This is a genomic window from Acetobacterium wieringae (assembly GCF_023700225.1).
Taxonomy (GTDB): Bacteria; Bacillota; Clostridia; order Eubacteriales; family Eubacteriaceae; genus Acetobacterium; species Acetobacterium wieringae.
The window spans coordinates 1139229-1157520 of record NZ_CP097897.1 but is presented as its reverse complement, the minus strand read 5'-3'; the positions used below and the strand labels follow the sequence as shown (position 1 = coordinate 1157520).

At 44.2% G+C, this 18292-nt stretch carries 11 protein-coding genes, 13 tRNA genes and 3 rRNA genes; 5 read left to right on the top strand and 22 right to left on the bottom strand.

What is annotated here, in order from left to right; all coding sequences use genetic code 11:
- Positions 1-5 precede the first annotated feature (5 nt).
- Genes CHL1_RS05690 through CHL1_RS05680 form a run of 3 tightly spaced genes read right to left on the bottom strand, consistent with a single transcriptional unit; the run spans position 6 to position 3538 of the window.
- Positions 6-1976: a V-type ATP synthase subunit I gene (locus tag CHL1_RS05690; protein ID WP_250935186.1), complete on the bottom strand. Its 1971-nt coding sequence runs from the start codon at positions 1974-1976 to the stop codon at positions 6-8.
- A 20-nt stretch (positions 1977-1996) separates the two neighbouring features.
- Complete coding sequence (locus tag CHL1_RS05685; RefSeq protein ID WP_148637668.1) at positions 1997-3043, bottom strand: V-type ATPase subunit; 1047 nt, start codon at positions 3041-3043, stop codon at positions 1997-1999.
- Between the two features lie 24 nt (positions 3044-3067).
- Positions 3068-3538 carry a hypothetical protein gene (locus tag CHL1_RS05680; protein WP_250935185.1) on the bottom strand — a complete coding sequence of 157 codons (471 nt, stop codon included), beginning with the start codon at positions 3536-3538 and terminating at the stop codon, positions 3068-3070.
- A gap of 160 nt (positions 3539-3698) precedes the next feature.
- On the opposite strand from CHL1_RS05680, the gene CHL1_RS05675 reads away from it, so the two are divergent.
- The 3 genes from CHL1_RS05675 to CHL1_RS05665 are packed head-to-tail and all read left to right on the top strand — an operon-like array spanning position 3699 to position 6553.
- Positions 3699-6095 carry a heavy metal translocating P-type ATPase gene (locus tag CHL1_RS05675; protein WP_250935183.1) on the top strand — a complete coding sequence of 799 codons (2397 nt, stop codon included), beginning with the start codon at positions 3699-3701 and terminating at the stop codon, positions 6093-6095.
- Positions 6070-6282 (top strand): heavy-metal-associated domain-containing protein, encoded by a 213-nt coding sequence (locus CHL1_RS05670; RefSeq protein WP_250935181.1) that lies wholly within the window; start codon positions 6070-6072, stop codon positions 6280-6282. Before CHL1_RS05675 ends, CHL1_RS05670 begins: the two co-directional genes overlap by 26 nt.
- Before the next feature lie 4 nt (positions 6283-6286).
- Positions 6287-6553 (top strand): metal-sensing transcriptional repressor, encoded by a 267-nt coding sequence (locus CHL1_RS05665; RefSeq protein ID WP_070369748.1) that lies wholly within the window; start codon positions 6287-6289, stop codon positions 6551-6553.
- Positions 6554-6790: 237 nt separating this feature from the next.
- On the opposite strand, the gene CHL1_RS05660 is transcribed toward CHL1_RS05665, so the two are convergent.
- From CHL1_RS05660 to CHL1_RS05570, 19 genes are all read right to left on the bottom strand, one after another.
- Positions 6791-6866 (bottom strand) — tRNA-Lys (locus CHL1_RS05660).
- 301 nt (positions 6867-7167) lie between these two features.
- Positions 7168-7252, bottom strand: a tRNA-Tyr gene (locus tag CHL1_RS05655).
- A gap of 21 nt (positions 7253-7273) precedes the next feature.
- Positions 7274-7349 (bottom strand) — tRNA-Thr (locus tag CHL1_RS05650).
- A 300-nt stretch (positions 7350-7649) separates the two neighbouring features.
- A tRNA-Asp gene (locus CHL1_RS05645) sits at positions 7650-7726 on the bottom strand.
- Positions 7727-7746: 20 nt separating this feature from the next.
- Positions 7747-7821 (bottom strand) — tRNA-Glu (locus CHL1_RS05640).
- Between the two features lie 55 nt (positions 7822-7876).
- Positions 7877-7951 (bottom strand) — tRNA-Asn (locus CHL1_RS05635).
- A gap of 9 nt (positions 7952-7960) precedes the next feature.
- Positions 7961-8077: ribosomal RNA gene (rrf, locus tag CHL1_RS05630) — 5S ribosomal RNA — on the bottom strand.
- Between the two features lie 89 nt (positions 8078-8166).
- Positions 8167-11031: ribosomal RNA gene (locus CHL1_RS05625) — 23S ribosomal RNA — on the bottom strand.
- Positions 11032-11247: 216 nt separating this feature from the next.
- Positions 11248-11324: transfer RNA gene (locus CHL1_RS05620), tRNA-Ile, on the bottom strand.
- Positions 11325-11343: 19 nt separating this feature from the next.
- Positions 11344-11419: transfer RNA gene (locus CHL1_RS05615), tRNA-Ala, on the bottom strand.
- Between the two features lie 104 nt (positions 11420-11523).
- A 16S ribosomal RNA gene (locus CHL1_RS05610) occupies positions 11524-13048 on the bottom strand.
- Together the 16S, 23S and 5S rRNA genes with 13 tRNA genes alongside form the textbook arrangement of a ribosomal RNA operon.
- Positions 13049-13307: 259 nt before the next feature.
- A tRNA-Cys gene (locus CHL1_RS05605) sits at positions 13308-13381 on the bottom strand.
- A 9-nt stretch (positions 13382-13390) separates the two neighbouring features.
- Positions 13391-13465, bottom strand: a tRNA-Gly gene (locus tag CHL1_RS05600).
- A gap of 9 nt (positions 13466-13474) precedes the next feature.
- Positions 13475-13550, bottom strand: a tRNA-Phe gene (locus CHL1_RS05595).
- Between the two features lie 422 nt (positions 13551-13972).
- Positions 13973-14049, bottom strand: a tRNA-Asp gene (locus CHL1_RS05590).
- 13 nt (positions 14050-14062) lie between these two features.
- A tRNA-Val gene (locus CHL1_RS05585) sits at positions 14063-14138 on the bottom strand.
- Between the two features lie 151 nt (positions 14139-14289).
- Complete coding sequence (locus CHL1_RS05580; RefSeq protein ID WP_250935179.1) at positions 14290-14955, bottom strand: class I SAM-dependent DNA methyltransferase; 666 nt, start codon at positions 14953-14955, stop codon at positions 14290-14292.
- 15 nt (positions 14956-14970) lie between these two features.
- Positions 14971-16128: a M20 metallopeptidase family protein gene (locus tag CHL1_RS05575; protein ID WP_070370186.1), complete on the bottom strand. Its 1158-nt coding sequence runs from the start codon at positions 16126-16128 to the stop codon at positions 14971-14973.
- Between the two features lie 69 nt (positions 16129-16197).
- Positions 16198-17268, bottom strand: coding sequence for an FAD:protein FMN transferase (locus CHL1_RS05570; protein WP_250935177.1), 1071 nt, complete (start codon positions 17266-17268; stop codon positions 16198-16200).
- 142 nt (positions 17269-17410) lie between these two features.
- On the opposite strand from CHL1_RS05570, the gene CHL1_RS05565 reads away from it, so the two are divergent.
- Complete coding sequence (locus CHL1_RS05565) at positions 17411-17755, top strand: NusG domain II-containing protein (RefSeq protein WP_250935175.1); 345 nt, start codon at positions 17411-17413, stop codon at positions 17753-17755.
- Positions 17755-18288, top strand: coding sequence for a Gx transporter family protein (locus CHL1_RS05560; protein ID WP_250935173.1), 534 nt, complete (start codon positions 17755-17757; stop codon positions 18286-18288). Before CHL1_RS05565 ends, CHL1_RS05560 begins: the two co-directional genes overlap by 1 nt.
- Positions 18289-18292 lie beyond the last annotated feature (4 nt).

Sequence of the window (18292 nt, the reverse complement as noted above, 5' to 3'; positions counted from 1 at the left end):
TCTCCTTAAAATAAATTAATTTGCAGGTCAACGGGGCGAAATTCAACCCCATCACCGGTATAATATTTACTGAATAATTCATAAAACTGTAATCTCAATGCTTGAATCGAGACGATCAATGTTTCCAGAACAATTACAAAAATATTGGCAAAAATCAGAACGCCCACACTGATGACCCCATTATGAGCCATTTCAGCCAGGGTCTGAAAGGCTACGAAAAGCCCCACATGAACCAGGGCAAAAGCGCCAATTCGAATAAAGGACACGGTGTTACTAAACATCCCCAGCAACATCTCAAACAGTTCAAAGCCACTTTCAATATAATAAGCCGAGGGCTCTTCTTCGTAAAGATGACTATTTTTCTGCAAATAATTTGCCAGTGGTTCCCTTATTAATACGATAAAAATCAAAAGCACTGCCAAGATTGCTAAAATTGGTGTCAGCACCGTTGCCACTGCAAATCCGGCGACATTTATCCCGACAATCGCCAGTAAACTGGCGTAGAGGACAAAACCGCAGATGCCATTTTTACCAAAAACACCTTCTTTGATTTCTTTTTGTCTAAGCTTATTAATAATGCTGTAGACATAGGCCACAAAAAGCATTCCAATGCCAATTCCAATTGCAACAAATAATATCGAATTGATCTCCTCGAATGGTCTTAGCCAGACGGCATGGATCACTTCTTCAAAACCAAAAACACTGCCATACATAAATCCAAAGAATGTGGAGCAAATTCCCAGGCGAAACAAAACCTTCCCAAGCTCTACGCCCCTTTTTCCCAGAATAAACCCGGCGACCGCCAAGACCAGACCTTGACCGACATCACCAAACATAAATCCAAAACAGAACATATAGGTTAAACTCAAAAAAGGGGTTGGGTCCAGCTCATTAAACGAGGGTACTCCATACAGCTTGACCAAATTTTCAAAGGGTTTAAAAAGCCAGTTGTTTTTCATTTTCGTCGGCGGCTTGCCGCTGCCCTTATTGGTGTCTGAAAACATGATAATCATCTCCGGATATTTAGCAGCAATGGCTTCCATCCTCTGTTTGTCACGCTTGGAAATCCATCCCGAAAAATAAAAATTTTCATCACTGAAAGCCATAAACTTTTTAATAATACTAAGATTGGCATAAAGACTCAAAGTATTAAAACTGTCGGTGGCATCAGCCCGGTTTTCTTCCAGATGAATATTTAGTTTTTTAAGTAACTCGGCATTTCTGGCTTGCAGTGCTTTGATTTCTGCATCAATTGCTTCGAGAATCTCTTTGGGCGACTCAGTATACTTACCATCAAACCCTTCAATCGGTTTAAAATTTAGGGCCTTCAAAATCCGCTGTGATTCAATCTCCAGATCTTTGGGCGACACAATCATAAATACTTCTTCATTATCTTCCTGGTTGCCGACATGAAAGACAATCGAGGTCACACTGTTGTAAATGCTCTTCAAACGCACGGCATTATCTTTGGTGACTGAACCAAGACTATAGGAAAAATTCTCCAGACTATCCAGTTCACTCATCTTTGCATCCAACTCATCCAGATAGGAATAAGCAATTTTACTTTTTCCCAAAGCTTCAATCTGATCATTGACCTGCTTTAATTCACTGTATTCCACCACCAGATTGCCGTCAAATTCCCGGGCTTTGCCCAGCGCTTTGCCAAGATCATTCTCACTTTTTGCCAGCGAAATCATGTCTAAATTAAGCGAACCCTTGTAGAGTTCATTTAACTTATTGACTGTTTTGACAAAATTCTTCTCATCCATCATCGTCTCGCCGGATACAAGCTGTGCAAATCCCAGCAGCTCACCCATATTTTCCTCACGTATTGGAAGAATGAACCGCCCGGAATCAATTTCCTGCATGGCATCGACGATTTGAATATCATTGAAAAGAAAAATGTCTTTGGCGAATTTATCAACATACTTGATTTTTCCGACCACATCCATCATAATCACATTTTCAATTGCCATAGAATACTTCCTTTCACACCCTAATCAATGGGTCTGATTAAATATTTTTTTGTTTCATCTGCTCCCATTTGATAGCGCTTACTTTCAATGATCGAAGTAATATCTTCAATCTCAAAATCCAGCAGCCGAATATAGGCAACAACTCGGCCCAGACTACCATTTCCTTCACTAAAAAGCTTGAGATACATAAAATAAAGATACCGCTCCTGCCGCCTTTCCATATACAGATCGATTGTCTTGGTATGATTAAATAAAAAGGCGTAATCGGTATCTGCAATTCGTTCTTTCATCTCGATAAAATTCTTTGCTTCAACCAATGACACCAATCGTTTCTCATTTAATACCAATCCACCTCTCAAGGAGTATGCTATCAACTCTTCCCGGGATAGTTTATAAAACTTTTTACCCCGATAAATCCAAATCAAATTTAATAGATCAAAATTACGACGCTGGGCATTAATCAGATCCCGATTGGCTTTCTTATCTAATTTGAGCAGCCGGTTCTTAACCAGATCGTAATAATATCGATCCAGATTCTTTTCAACCATCACCAAATCCTGATCGATTCTGATATCTTTATAGATTTCCAGAATTCGATAGTAGTCGGTATTGATCAGCAGTTTTTTAAACTCGTCCCAATCCCGGGCCCGAAATAACTTTTCGAAGGGGACGGTTGAATACTGATGCGAATAGATGATCAATTCCCGAAGAGATTCCAAGTCATCATTTCGGGCAATCCCCCGGATTAAAATCCGCAGCGCTTCCACTTCCAGTCGTACCAGAAACACCTTAAAATAAGTCTTATCATCGCCTGATAAATAATGCATCAGCTTTTCTGTTTCCAAAACCTTAAGATCATTTAAATGCGCTTCAAACTCAGTTCGGTGCAGATCGTCAATATTCATATTCTTTAGAAACTCCCCATAATGGGTGTTGTCCCGTAAATACTGAAATACTTCTTTTAAATCCTTTGCTTTTATAAGCTCACGAAAATCATCATCATCAATTTTCCGAGCTCTCATTGCCAGTGCTTTTGCACTTATACAAGCATATTTACTCTTTGACATACGATTCTCACACTTTTCTTTAAATCAAGAAAGAAAATCAGAAAAAAATAGCCTGACGCTGATCTTTTTTCTTTTAAACATCACTAACTTTTTTCTTGAAGAGTATTTCCAGAACTTCCCTGGCCTTATCTTCTTTTTTTCATCATACCGACAGCGGATTTTGGTAAGTTCCTCTTCCATTCCATCAATAATTTTCTGGCGTTCTTCCCTGGCTTTGTTGATTTCCTGCTGGTAGTTCTGTTTAGCTAATTCCTGAGCGCCATCCAGCTCCGCTTTTTCTTTTTCTTTTATATCATTTTTGGTACGATCCAGTATTCGCTCAGCGCGTTGCACAACATTTTTTTTAATTCGCACTGCCTTCGTATCAAGATTGATGACTTGTCTGATGACCACATTAATATCAGCATCTTCACTATGTAGCATGTTCAGTCTCCTTTCAGTAATATTTTGTCCTAATTTCTTCTTATTAATATACCCATTAATTATGATTTTCATTATAGCACTTTAAAAAATACTATCAACCTCTATTTTTTTCTGGCAACCGATTACAAATTTCGTTAAATTACTTATTTAGTTGACATTGTTCCGATTCGGGTGTATGATGATTATAGAATTTACCCCACCCCATGAGGGGTGTATTATTCAGGAGGTCACCATGAACAAAATACAATTCAACATCAGCGGCATGACCTGTACGGCTTGCGCCAGTGCCATTGAACGAAAGGTCGGTCAAATAAATGGTGTTACATCCGCAGTCATTAATTTTTCAAATGAAAAACTGGTTGTCCACCATGACCCTGATCTGGCCCCGGCATCATTGATCATCAGTACCATCGAAGCCCTGGGTTACGGGGCCGAATTGGATGATCAGGACAAAACTGCGCCAATCAATAAAAAAGAAACTGGCCAACCCGCTTATCAAAGTCAGATCGATGCGGTCAAATTTCGTTTAATCGCCTCGCTGGTTTTCACGCTGCCCCTTGTTTATCTGGCGATGGGTCCGATGCTCGGCTTGCCGATCCCCGGTTTTCTGGCCGGTGAACAGAATTTGTTGCTCAACGCCTTAACCCAAATGTTTTTGACCCTGCCAGTCATTTTTCTGTGTCGCCATTTTTACGTCAATGGCTTTAAAGCCTTGGCTAAACGAATTCCCAATATGGATTCACTGGTGGCAGTTGGTACCAGCGCCTCCTTTATTTATGGGGTAGTCGTTCTTTTCATCCTGGCCTATGGGTTTTCCTACGATAATATGGCGTTGATCCACCATTATTCGCATGAGCTCTATTTTGAATCAACCACCGTTATCTTAGTATTAATTACCCTGGGAAAATTTCTTGAAACAAAAGCCAAAGGAAAAACATCCCAGGCCATCGAAAAACTCATTGCCCTGGTTCCTGATAAAGCTCGCGTTTTACGAAACAATATTGAAGTCGAAATTGCCATCGATGCCGTGCAAGTGAATGATATTGTGATTATCCGTCCCGGCGAGCGAATTCCCGTTGATGGCGAAATACTGACCGGACATTCCAGCGTCGACGAATCACTGCTTACTGGTGAAAGCTTACCAGTGGAAAAAACGGTTGGCGACTTCGTGATTTCCGGTAGCATCAATAAAACCGGTTCCTTCGAATTCAAAGCGACCAAAATCGGACAGGACACGACCCTCAGCAAAATTATTCAGCTGGTTGAAGAAGCCCAATCATCTAAGGCCCCGATTGCCAGGATTGCAGATGAAATCAGTCGTTTCTTTGTACCGGCAGTGATGAGCATTTCGCTACTCACCTTTGTGATCTGGATGATTCTCGGCTATGGGTTGTCCTTTGCTTTATCAGCAGCAATATCGGTTTTAGTTATTTCCTGCCCCTGTGCGTTGGGACTTGCTACCCCTACCGCAATTATGGTTGGAACCGGAAAAGGTGCCGAAAAAGGCATCTTATTCAAGAATGGACCAGCACTGGAAATTCTTGGAAAATCCAACACCATCGTTTTTGATAAAACCGGTACCCTGACCATCGGTTCGCCATCCGTCACTGATATCATTCTTTATGATCCGGAAATTGATTCGAATCAATTAGTACAACTTACTGCTTCACTGGAAAATAAATCTGAGCACCCCCTCAGTGAAGCGATTATCAAAGAAGCCACTACACGGCAGTTGTCCTTAGACTATCCTGACACATTTGAATCACTCTCTGGTTTCGGCATACAGGGACAGATTGGCGACAAGAAAATCCTGGTTGGCAATATCAAGCTGATGGAGCGTAATGGGCTCACAGTCGAATCAATCATGGCAGATTATTTACGCCTTTCCGATTTGGGAAAAACGCCCCTGCTGGTCGGCTGGAATCAGTCTATCAAAGGGATTATCGGCGTTGCTGATGTTATTAAAGAAAACAGCTACCAGGCTGTTTCTCAACTCAAAGCCATGGGTATTGATGTTTACATGCTTACTGGCGACAACGAACGTACTGCTCAGGCGATTGGTAGCATGGTAAACATTGACAATGTGGTGGCAAATGTTCTCCCCCATGAAAAAGCCTCGATGATCAAGCGGCTTCAGTCCCAGGGACATCAGGTTATCATGGTCGGTGATGGCATCAATGATGCACCGGCACTGGCCCAAAGTGACGTTGGCATTGCCATCGGCAATGGCACCGATGTTGCCATCGAATCGGCCGATGTTATTCTGATGCAAAACGATTTAATGAATATTGTCGCCGCTATCCAGTTAAGTAAGGCAACATTACGAAATATCAAACAGAATTTATTTTGGGCATTTATCTATAACGTAATCGGTATTCCCCTCGCTGCTGGTGCTTTGTATATCCCATTTGGACTCAAACTAAACCCAATGTTTGCGGCAGGAGCCATGAGCTTAAGCTCCGTATCGGTGGTTCTCAATGCTTTATCACTTAAGACGTTTAAAGTAAAACTCTTACCGATTAGAAAGAATGAATTGAATCAAACTGTTATCAAGGCAGAACTGCCTCTTAATAAAATGATAGAAACGAAAGAAGGAAAAAAACATGAAAAAATTATTAAAAGTAGCTGACATGAGTTGTCAGCATTGTGTAAAGCGGGTCGACGGCATTTTAAATGGGTTTGAAGGAATCACAGATGTATCGATTTCTCTGGAAGAAGGCCAGGCCAGTTTTACCGCTTCCGAAAATGTCGATATGAACGCAGTGACTACAGCACTCACTGAAGCTGGTTATCCAACCTCTGATATCACCGCATAAAACTATGGAAACTAAGGATCGTTCAGCTGAGCTTAACTTACTAAAAACTGCCCGGGGTCAAATCGATGGCATTATTAAAATGCTGGAAAATGATCGTTATTGTATTGATGTATCAAAACAAATACTGGCTGTTCAGGCGCTACTAAAAAAAACTAATTTGGAGATTTTAAAAAAGCACATGAATTCCTGTGTCAAAGATGCCTTTGAAAAAGGTGATGGTGAAGCTAAAATTGATGAAATCATGCTTGTTCTGGATAAATATTATCGCTAATTAGAAATCTGAAGCACATCTCTAATCAAATATCTATTATTCCCATAAAACAAGGTTTGCCCACACCCAGGCTAACCTTGTTTTTATTTATTGATCGATTAGATGTTCTTTTGCATAATTTTCTTTTGACTATCATTCTAATTTTGATTCTCATTTACTAATGTAACAATCAAGTTAGTCCCGTCCATTTTATTAACAAAAAATAAAAAACCGCATAAATGCGGTTAGCTTTTTTAATGGTGACCCATGGGCGACTTGAACGCCCGACACCCTGATTAAAAGTCAGATGCTCTACCAACTGAGCTAATGGGTCATAAAATTATTTAGTTATTGTTTGTCTTCAAACGACTGTGTAATACTCAAGTTTGCCTGACTAAGCGATTCACACAAAAATGTTCACTCCCTACGGTCGTGCATTTTTGGTTCTCTGCTTATACCAACTGAGCTAATGGGTCAGATCATTAAATTAAGTTGTGCTAAGAATCGTATTTTAATCGAAAACTCTTCTCATCCAATATGGATGAGTTTTCAATTAAAATGCGTAAGTTCGATGATGCACGATTCGCTCTGCTCACATGCATAGCCAATTTCATCCTGAAATCGGATCTCACTTATGGTGGGAGAAGATGGATTCGAACCATCGTAGACGTCGTCAACGGATTTACAGTCCGCCCCCTTTAGCCACTCGGGCATTCTCCCATCCGAATTTTGACAAAAAAATGGAGCTGATGAACGGACTCGAACCGTTAACCTGCTGATTACAAATCAGCTGCTCTGCCAATTGAGCCACATCAGCTTAATAAAAAAGTATTGATACATTGAATTACTTACTGCTAATACACTACAGATAACTAAGTGATTCGCACCAAAATTTTGACTCGCTACTCTCGTCAATTTTGGGCTCTCTACTTATGCCAATTGAGCCACATCAGCCTAATGAAAATGTATTGACATATTAATTGGATCGTATTTTAATCGAAAACTCTTCTCATCCAGATTGGATGAGTTTTCAATTAAAATGCGTTTGTTTTATCACTGTCGTCTCGCTCACGCTCCACTTCCGACCAATTTCTAAAAGAAATTGGGATAAAACTTATGGCGACCTGGAAGAGACTCGAACTCTCGACCTCCAGCGTGACAGGCTGGCATTCTAACCAACTGAACTACCAGGCCGCTTGGATGGATATTAAATTTGGTGACCCCTAGGAGACTCGAACTCCTGTTACCGCCGTGAAAGGGCGGTGTCTTAACCGCTTGACCAAGGGGCCTTGCTTAAAAGAGCGGATATGAAACGGTCTGCTTCACACCCGCTTTGTTTCTTAATGGCTCCCCAGGCTGGATTCGAACCAGCAACCTATCGGTTAACAGCCGAGTGCTCCACCGTTGAGCTACTGAGGATTATTTAAAATCCCGCAACGTCCTATCCTCCCAGGCAGTTGCCCACCAAGTACTTTCGGCGCTGGAAGACTTTACTTCTGTGTTCGGTATGGGAACAGGTGTGGCCCTTCCGCCATCGTCGCGAGATTAATTAACTATTTAATTATTATTGCATTTATCAATTGTCTTTTATGATCACGCAGTGATCATTCAAAACAGCACAGTGTATAAAATCTTGGATCAAGACCTCGGTCGATTAGTACTGGTCAGCTCCATATGTTGCCATACTTCCACATCCAGCCTATCTACCTGATCGTCTATCAGGAACCTTAACCATTTCTGGTGAGATATCTTATCTTGAGGGGGGCTTCGTGCTTAGATGCCTTCAGCACTTATCCCTTCCAAACTTAGCTACCCAGCTATGCTCCTGGCGGAACAACTGGTGCACCAGTGGTTTGTCCGTTCCGGTCCTCTCGTACTAGGAACAGCTCCTCTCAAATATCTAACGCCCACGACGGATAGGGACCGAACTGTCTCACGACGTTCTGAACCCAGCTCGCGTGCCTCTTTAATGGGCGAACAGCCCAACCCTTGGGACCTGCTTCAGCCCCAGGATGAGACGAGCCGACATCGAGGTGCCAAACCTCCCCGTCGATGTGGACTCTTGGGGGAGATAAGCCTGTTATCCCCGAGGTAGCTTTTATCCGTTGAGCGATGGCCCTTCCACTCGGAACCACCGGATCACTAAGCCCGACTTTCGTCTCTGCTCGAGATGTCTCTCTCGCAGTCAATCACCCTTTTGCCTTTGCACTCTAAAAGATGGTTTCCAACCATCCTGAGGGTAACTTTGGGCGCCTCCGATACTTTTTAGGAGGCGACCGCCCCAGTCAAACTGCCCGTCTGACACTGTCCGATGACCGGATTACGGCCACTCGTTAGAATTCCAATAGTACAAGGGTGGTATCCCAAGGGTGGCTCCTTCGAAACTGGCGTCCCAAATTCTTTGCCTCCCACCTATCCTGTACGTGTACTACCAAAACTCAATGCCAGATTGCAGTAAAGCTCTACGGGGTCTTTCCGTCCTGTCGCGGGTAACTCGCATCTTCACGAGTACTACAATTTCACCGGGTGTGTTGTCGAGACAGCGCTCAAATCGTTACGCCTTTCGTGCGGGTCAGAACTTACCTGACAAGGAATTTCGCTACCTTAGGACCGTTATAGTTACGGCCGCCGTTTACTGGGGCTTAAATTCGCACCTTCGCTTGCGCTAAGCACTCCTCTTAACCTTCCAGCACCGGGCAGGCGTCAGCCCCTATACATCATCTTTCGATTTAGCAGAGACCTATGTTTTTGCTAAACAGTCGCTTGAGCCTCTTCTCTGCGGCCCCCCCTTAAGGGGCACTCCTTCTCCCGAAGTTACGGAGTCATTTTGCCGAGTTCCTTAACAACACTTCTCCCGCTCATCTTAGGATTCTCTCCTCGCCTACCTGTGTCGGTTTACGGTACGGGCACCTTCTCTCTCAATAGAAGCTTTTCTTGACAGCGTGAAATCAGCGACTTCCCTACTTATTTTTCGTTCCCCGTCACGCCTTGGCCTTAAGATCAAGGGGATTTGCCTCCCTGATCAGCCTTGACGCTTGGCCCAGCTTTTCCAACCGCTGGGTTCGCTTATCCTTCTGTGTCACTCCATCTCTCAAACAATTAAAGGTGGTACAGGAATTTCAACCTGTTGTCCATCGCCTACGCTGCTCGCCTCGGCTTAGGCCCCGACTTACCCTGAGCGGACGAACCTTCCTCAGGAAACCTTGGGCTTTCGATGGTGAAGATTCTCACTTCACTTTCGCTACTCATGCCAACATTCTCTCTTGTCTTGTGTCCACCTAACCTTACGATTAAGCTTCGCCCTCAAGACATTGCTCCCCTACCACTATGGTAATACCATAATCCATCGCTTCGGTGCCAGATTTTAGCCCCGTTCATCTTCGGCGCACAACCACTCGACCAGTGAGCTATTACGCACTCTTTAAATGTGTGGCTGCTTCTAAGCCAACATCCTGGTTGTTTGTGCAGTTGCACATCCTTTCCCACTTAATCTGGACTTGGGGACCTTAGCGGATGGTCTGGGCTGTTTCCCTTTCGACTATGAGACTTATCTCACACAGTCTGACTGCTGTATATAAGTGGATGGCATTCGGAGTTTGATACGGTTCAGTAAGCTTTACGCCCCCTAGCCGATTCAGTGCTCTACCTCCATCACTCTTTACTACAACGCTAGCCCTAAAGCTATTTCGGGGAGAACCAGCTATCTCCGTGTTCGATTGGAATTTCACCCCTATCCACAACTCATCCAAGCCTTTTTCAACAGACACTGGTTCGGACCTCCACTTGGTTTTACCCAAGCTTCATCCTGGTCATGGATAGATCACACGGTTTCGGGTCTACAGCATGCAACTATTCGCCCTGTTCAGACTCGGTTTCCCTGCGGCTCCGTACCTGAAGTACTTAACCTTGCTACATACCGTAACTCGTTGGCCCGTTCTACAAAAAGCACACCGTCACTTGCGCTCCGGCTGCTTGTAAGCACAGGGTTTCAGTTTCTATTTCACTCCCCTTCCGGGGTTCTTTTCACCTTTCCCTCACGGTACTTTCCGCTATCGGTCAATCAGTAGTATTTAGCCTTGGGGGGTGGGCCCCCCATCTTCCCACAGGGTTTCACGTGTCCCGTGGTACTCGTCGATTACCCACTCACTCTATTTTCACTTACGGGGATCTCACCCTCTGCGTCCGGCCTTCCCATGCCGTTCAGCTAATAAAGTAAATTTGTTGTAATCCGGGCTCTTCCTCTTTCGCTCGCCGCTACTCAAGGAATCGATGTTTCTTTCTTTTCCTCCGGGTACTAAGATGTTTCAGTTCCCCGGGTTCCCTCCATAACGCTATGTATTCACGTTACAGTGACTGGTCTTCTACCAGCCGGGTTTCCCCATTCGGATATCTGCGGATCAACGGTTATGTGCACCTTCCCGCAGCTTTTCGCAGCTTGTCGCGTCCTTCTTCGGCTCTGATTGCCAAGGCATTCACCCTGTGCTCTTTTCTTCTTGATCCTTTTTGATGTTACGTTTTCGTGTTAAAGAAATTGTATTTCAAAATTTTATTTATACACTATGCTGTTTTCAATGATCGACGTATTTGTCCAAATTTTGATAAAAATTTGGTAAGTCACTAAGCGTTAGCGTGTGACTGGTACAAATACTAACGCATTTTTCGACTGAATTCATCCATAAATCAATCAGGGATTCTGGCGAAAAATACGATCCTTATGGTGGGCTTGGGAGGACTTGAACCTCCGACCTCACGCTTATCAGGCGTGCGCTCTAACCACCTGAGCTACAAGCCCATCTGTTTGTTTTAAAATTTGGTGGAGATGAGGAGACTTGAACTCCTGACCCCCTGCTTGCAAGGCAGGTGCTCTCCCAACTGAGCTACACCCCCACAATTTCAAAACCTATTTAGTTTTTATGCTCTCTGCTTTTGTCTTGTATAACCATAATGGTCATACAAAAGAAAATAGTACCATGACTTCCTGTATTCCCTAGAAAGGAGGTGATCCAGCCGCACCTTCCGATACGGCTACCTTGTTACGACTTCACCCCAATTACTGACCCCACCTTCGGCAGCTGGCTCCTTGCGGTTGCCTCACTGACTTCGGGTGTTGCCAACTCTCGTGGTGTGACGGGCGGTGTGTACAAGACCCGGGAACGCATTCACCGCAGCATTCTGATCTGCGATTACTAGCAACTCCAACTTCATGCAGGCGAGTTGCAGCCTGCAATCCGAACTGAGATCTGTTTTAAGGGATTAGCTTCACCTCGCGGTTTCGCAGCCCTCTGTTCAGACCATTGTAGCACGTGTGTAGCCCAGGTCATAAGGGGCATGATGATTTGACGTCGTCCCCACCTTCCTCCGTGTTATCCACGGCAGTCTGCTTAGAGTGCCCAACTGAATGATGGCAACTAACCACAGGGGTTGCGCTCGTTGCGGGACTTAACCCAACATCTCACGACACGAGCTGACGACAACCATGCACCACCTGTCTCTCTGTCCCCGAAGGGAAAGTCTGATCTCTCAGATTGTCAGAGGATGTCAAGACCTGGTAAGGTTCTTCGCGTTGCTTCGAATTAAACCACATGCTCCGCTGCTTGTGCGGGTCCCCGTCAATTCCTTTGAGTTTCAACCTTGCGGTCGTACTCCCCAGGCGGAGTGCTTATTGCGTTAGCTGCGGCACTGAGTCTCCCCAACACCTAGCACTCATCGTTTACGGCGTGGACTACCAGGGTATCTAATCCTGTTTGCTCCCCACGCTTTCGCACCTCAGCGTCAGTATTTGTCCAGCAAGCCGCCTTCGCCACCGGTGTTCCTCCTAATATCTACGCATTTCACCGCTACACTAGGAATTCCACTTGCCTCTCCAATACTCAAGTCTTTCAGTTTCAAATGCATGTCACCGGTTGAGCCGGTACCTTTCACATCTGACTTAAAAAACCGCCTGCGTGCCCTTTACGCCCAGTAAATCCGGACAACGCTTGTCCCCTACGTATTACCGCGGCTGCTGGCACGTAGTTAGCCGGGACTTTCTTCTTGGGTACCGTCTTTTTTTCTTCCCCAATAACAGAGCTTTACGATCCGAAAACCTTCTTCACTCACGCGGTATTGCTGCGTCAGGGTTGCCCCCATTGCGCAATATTCCCCACTGCTGCCTCCCGTAGGAGTCTGGACCGTGTCTCAGTTCCAGTGTGACCGTTCGCCCTCTCAGACCGGTTACCCATCGTCGCCTTGGTGGGCTGTTATCTCACCAACTAGCTAATGGGACGCGGGTCCATCCTATGGCACCGGAGCGTTTAACAGCTAAGCCATGCGACTTCACTGTATTATAAGGCATTACTCCCAGTTTCCCGAGGCTATTCCTTTCCATAGGGCAGGTTACCCACGCGTTACTCACCCGTTCGCCACTTTCTAAGATTTCATTCCCCCGAAGGGTCATTCCATCTCGTCTCGTTCGACTTGCATGTGTTAAGCATACCGCCAGCGTTCGTCCTGAGCCAGGATCAAACTCTCAATAAAAAGTTTGTATTTAAAGCCGTTAGGCTTTTAAATGCTGTCTCATTTTGAATAAAGCGTATTTTATACTCTACCGAGTTAATGTTTTATAGAGTTCATCTCTCTGTTTCTATTTAGCCGCATTCATCCCTCGCAGATGTTTTGGCTGTTTTACAGGTTTTATGGTACTATTCTCTTTTCTATGACCGTTGCTCCCACTTAAGAAGCTTTTAAATTATACCGTCGTTACTTTTAAATGTCAAGCTATTTTTTTGTTTTTTTTTGGAGGCGCCACCCAGATTTGAACTGGGGGTGAGGGTGTTGCAGACCCGTGCCTTACCACTTGGCTATGGCGCCTGATCAAAATGGAGCGGAAGACGGGATTTGAACCCGCGACCCTCGCCTTGGCAAGGCGATGCTCTACCACTGAGCCACTTCCGCTAATCATGGTGGTGCCCAGAGGCGGAATCGAACCACCGACACGGGGATTTTCAGTCCCCTGCTCTACCGACTGAGCTATCTGGGCGTGTAATAAAAAAGGCTTGTTCGTCTTCAATCGTTTCGGCAACACATTTGTCTGCCTAACTAAGTGATTCACACAAAAATGTCCACTCATTACATTCGTGCATTTTTGGTTCTCTACTTATACCGACTGAGCTATCTGGGCAAATAATTAAGATAGGTTGTTTGTTTTCATTTGTGTTAAACGTTTAAAGTTCGACGCATAACATTGCCACGCCGTGGTTAATTACCCAATAATTGGAGAACTCCATTAACCTTGGGGCAGCAGTGAATTGCTATTCGCTTTTTATTGGATCGTATTTTAATTGAAAACTCTTCTCATCCTAGTCGGATGAGTTTTCAATCAAAATGCGTAAGTATTACCACTGTCGTCTCGCTTGTGCTCAACTTCTGGCCAATTTCTGAAAGAAATTGGGATAATACTTATGGCGACCTGGAAGAGACTCGAACTCTCGACCTCCAGCGTGACAGGCTGGCATTCTAACCAACTGAACTACCAGGCCGCATGTATAAAAATGGTGGTCGCAACAGGGCTCGAACCTGTGACCCCCTGCTTGTAAGGCAGGTGCTCTCCCAGCTGAGCTATGCGACCATCAGTTGAGATACAAGCGTTATTATACGGCAGTAAAAACTAATTGTCAACCATTTTTATCGTTTTTTTTAATTTTATCTTTTTTCGGCAATCACCTGAATCCGTTCACCTTCATTGCTGCCTTGCATAAAGGTTCCAAAATCATAATACTTCATATTTTTAAAACCAATGTTGACCAGACAGCGATGAATATCTTCAATGGTATAGAAATACTGTATCTGGGTCTCCTCATGACGATTATAGGTGCCATTCTTATTCTTTTCAAAAATGTCAGATTGAAATGCATGGCATTTTCGTCAAAATGTGGTTCGTTTTCCCAAACGCAAAAAATATCATCCAAATCATAGACATAGGTATTATCCATAATGGTTTTTTTGTATTTTGTCACTGTATTGACATCAAAAAGCAAAATCCCTTCATTTTCCAGACATTCATAACTACTTAGAAAAAAGCTCTGTAAGGCTGCCAGATCGGGTAAATAATTAACACTATCACAGCAGGAAATAACTGCATCGAATGTTTGATTGATTTGAAAGTTGCTCATATCACCTAAATAGAACTGAATATTTTTGAGCCCCATGCGGTCTGCTTTTTCGTCTGCCACAGTCAGCATCGCTTCGGATAAATCGACTGCTGTCATATTGATCCCTGCCTGGGCCAAATTGCAGGTGATATTTCCGGTGCCACAGCCAAATTCCATAACATTTTTTATTTCACGTTTGCTGTTTAAAAATAACCGCTGAATATAATCAGACCATTTTGTATAATCAATTTCTTTCATCAATTCATCGTAAACCTGTGCAAATTCTTCGTACATTTTTGTTCTCCTGTGTTAGTATTTTTTTGAGTAGTTGATCATTTGTAGTGATGTGTCAAGGCCCCTTAGTAAGACCTGCTCGTCAAAATTGAAGTCTGCTGTATGCAGATTTTTGTTAAATCCTTTTTCTTCGTTGCCAGTTCCTAAGCCGATGTATAAACCCGGCACTTCTTTCTGAAAAAACGAAAAATCCTCAGATAACATGACTTTTCGAAATCGAACTCGGTTTTCCTGGGGGATCTGCTCTTTAAAAATCTCATAAAGCCGTTCATCGTTAATCACTGGCGGGTACATTTCGACAAACTCCAGCTCAATATGACAGCCGTGGGTCAGTTCAACCCCTTTGACAACTTCCTCGATCCGTCGATGGAGCTTCTGATGGCTTTTTTCACTAAATGAACGGATCGTCCCGCCCAGCTTAACCTGATCGGCCACAACATTTACCCGGGTTCCCCCATTGAGTAAGCCAATTGAGATCACCACACTTTCCATGGGATTGGTGTTGCGACTGACGATACTCTGTAAACAGGTAATTAATGACGCACTGGCAACAATGGCATCCATTGACCGTTGTGGTTCCGCAGCATGACCACTGAGCCCATGCACAGTGATAAAAAACTCACTGTTTTGACCCATCATCGGCCCGGCTTTTGTTGCCAGTTTACCTTCTTCAATAAAGGGAAACAGATGATAACCAAAAATGGCTTTAACCGGATATTTGTTAAAGATCCCGGCATCAATCATCGGTCTTGCTCCCCCGGGCCCTTCTTCGCCGGGCTGAAAAATAAGTAGTACACTTCTTTTTCGTTGCTCGGGAAAATCAGCCAAATATTTTGCCAGCAACAGATTCATCGTCATATGTCCGTCATGTCCGCAGGCATGCATCCATCCGGGATGCTTCGAAATGTATTCGTGATTGGCTTCTTCCCGAATGCAAAGGGCATCCATATCGGCTCGAAAGGCAATCGCATCGTCATCGCATTGTCCGTTAATATATAATACAAGACCCGTTTCACAGACTTTCTCCGGCTGGTATCCCAGGTCTGTCAGATAGTTGATCAAATACTCCTGAGTTTTCGGTAAATCAAAACCCTCTTCGGGGATCCGATGGAGATCCCGCCGCAGTTTACTTGCTTCATCTTGATAAATTTTTAATTGCTCACTAACTTCCATTCTTGCCCTTCTTTTTTCATTCATTACTACGCCTACCGCCATCGCACTCCTGTCAAGCTCACAAAATGGTCAGCGGAAAGTGATGGTGTAGGTATCGCCATAATTCGCTTGATCAAACACAAAGCTGTCTTTTAAACCACTGGTAACCACAATCCTATTTTCACTGGTGATAAAAATCGCCTCCACATCCGGCAGTGCTTCAACTTTCTTCAGCCCTTCATCCAAGCCCAATAAAAACAGCGTTGTCGATAGGCTATCCGCATCGATGGAGGCATTCGTAACCACAGTGACCTGAATCAGCCCCGAGTTGGCGGGATAGCCGGTAAAGGGATCAAGAATATGATGGTACTTGTTTCCGGCCGCATCCACAAAATAGCGCTGATAATCCCCCGAAGTAACGACCGATCCATCCTTGATGGATAATACTCCCAAATATCCATTTCCTGGATTTCTGGGATCTTCAACACCAACCCCGAAATCGCTGTTATCAGCTTTTCCTCCCATCACCAGCACATTCCCACCGAGATTAACAATCGCATGCTTCACCCCTTCAGATTTAAGAACCGCCATCACCTCATCGGCAATATAACCTTTGGCGATCGCCCCTAGATTCACTGCCATCCCCGCTTCGGTTAAATAAACTGACTGATCATCTGGACTTAAGATTATCTTCTTATAATCGGTTTTGGCTTTCGCGGCGTCAATTGCCTCTTGAGTCGGGGCTTCTTTGGTTTCTGGTGAGTGAATCCCCCAGAGATCAACCAGCGGACCGATGGTCACATCAAAATATCCACCGGAATTTTTAGAGTATTCCAGACTCTTTTCAATGATGCGGTAAGTATCCTCGGACACAGTAACAGGCTTGATACCGGCATTCTCTTTAATCAGTCCCAGATCACTGCCAGTTTCAAAGGCAGTGAGACTGCTGTTTAATGCTTCAATTCGTTCAAATGGCTGATCAAGCAATTGTTCATCCGACTCCCCATAAAGGGTGATACTAACAAAGGTATCCAGCAAAAAATCACTCCGGGACACTGTTTTTCCCTGATCGCAGCCCGTTAAACCTCCGACCAGAAGTAAAAAAACAATCCCTGTTGCAGTAATTTTCCATCCCCAATTTCTTCTGCTGATTTGCTTCATCTATCACACCCGTTCCTTTAACAAATAAATGTATTATACCAAAGACTCTGAAAAAAAGCATAAAAAAATGGTAAAGACTTTACCATCCGGTTTTTTTCAGATAAAATAAGAGCGTTCTTTATTAAAAATTAACGAGGTTTCCATGAAAAAAAATGAAATCATCATCATTGTCGGCTTACTTACCGTCAGTTTAATCGGCATTGCCGCTTTTTATTTAATCAATAAAACCGATTCTCCACTTTCGGTTCGAGTCACCCGTCAGGGCGAGGTTATTGGCATCTTCCCACTTTCTGAAGATCGCACCGAAATCTTTACTGATGCAACCGGTTTTAATACACTTGAAATTTCTGACGGCACTGCCAAAATGGTGGAGGCCGACTGTCCCGACCATATTTGTGTCAAAACCTATCCTATTTCCAGCCCCGGTGAAACCATTGTCTGTCTGCCACACAAACTGGTTGTGGAAGTCATCACTGGTGACTCCTGATGACTTCAAAAGCCTACCGACTGGTTATTCTCAGTCTTTATGTGGCCATGGCGCTGATTCTTAGTTATATTGAAAGCTTGATTCCTCTGCCACTGCCGATTCCCGGAGCCAAAATCGGCCTGCCCAATATTATTACCCTGGTCTCGCTGTTGACTCTGGGTTGGCCGCTAACCCTGCTGGTAGTGATCGCCCGGATTTTTTTATCGGGTTTCCTCTTTGGCGGCTTTTCGATTGTCTACAGTCTGGGCGGCGGCCTCTTAAGTCTGCTGGTCATGAGCTTGCTTTTGCACTTTTTTAAAGACAAAATTTCAATTATCCTGGTCAGTGTTTTCGGGGCCATTTCACACAATCTCGGTCAGGTCATCGTGGCCGCCATTGTTGTGCAAACGACCAGTCTCCTGCTTTATTTTCTATTCCTGATGGTACTGGCCATTCCCACCGGGATTTTTATTGGTGTCACCGCCCGGGAGCTGATGCGTCTGCTTGGCAAAACCACCATCTTCTCAAAACTGAACCTACCTCAAAAAAAATAGCCGA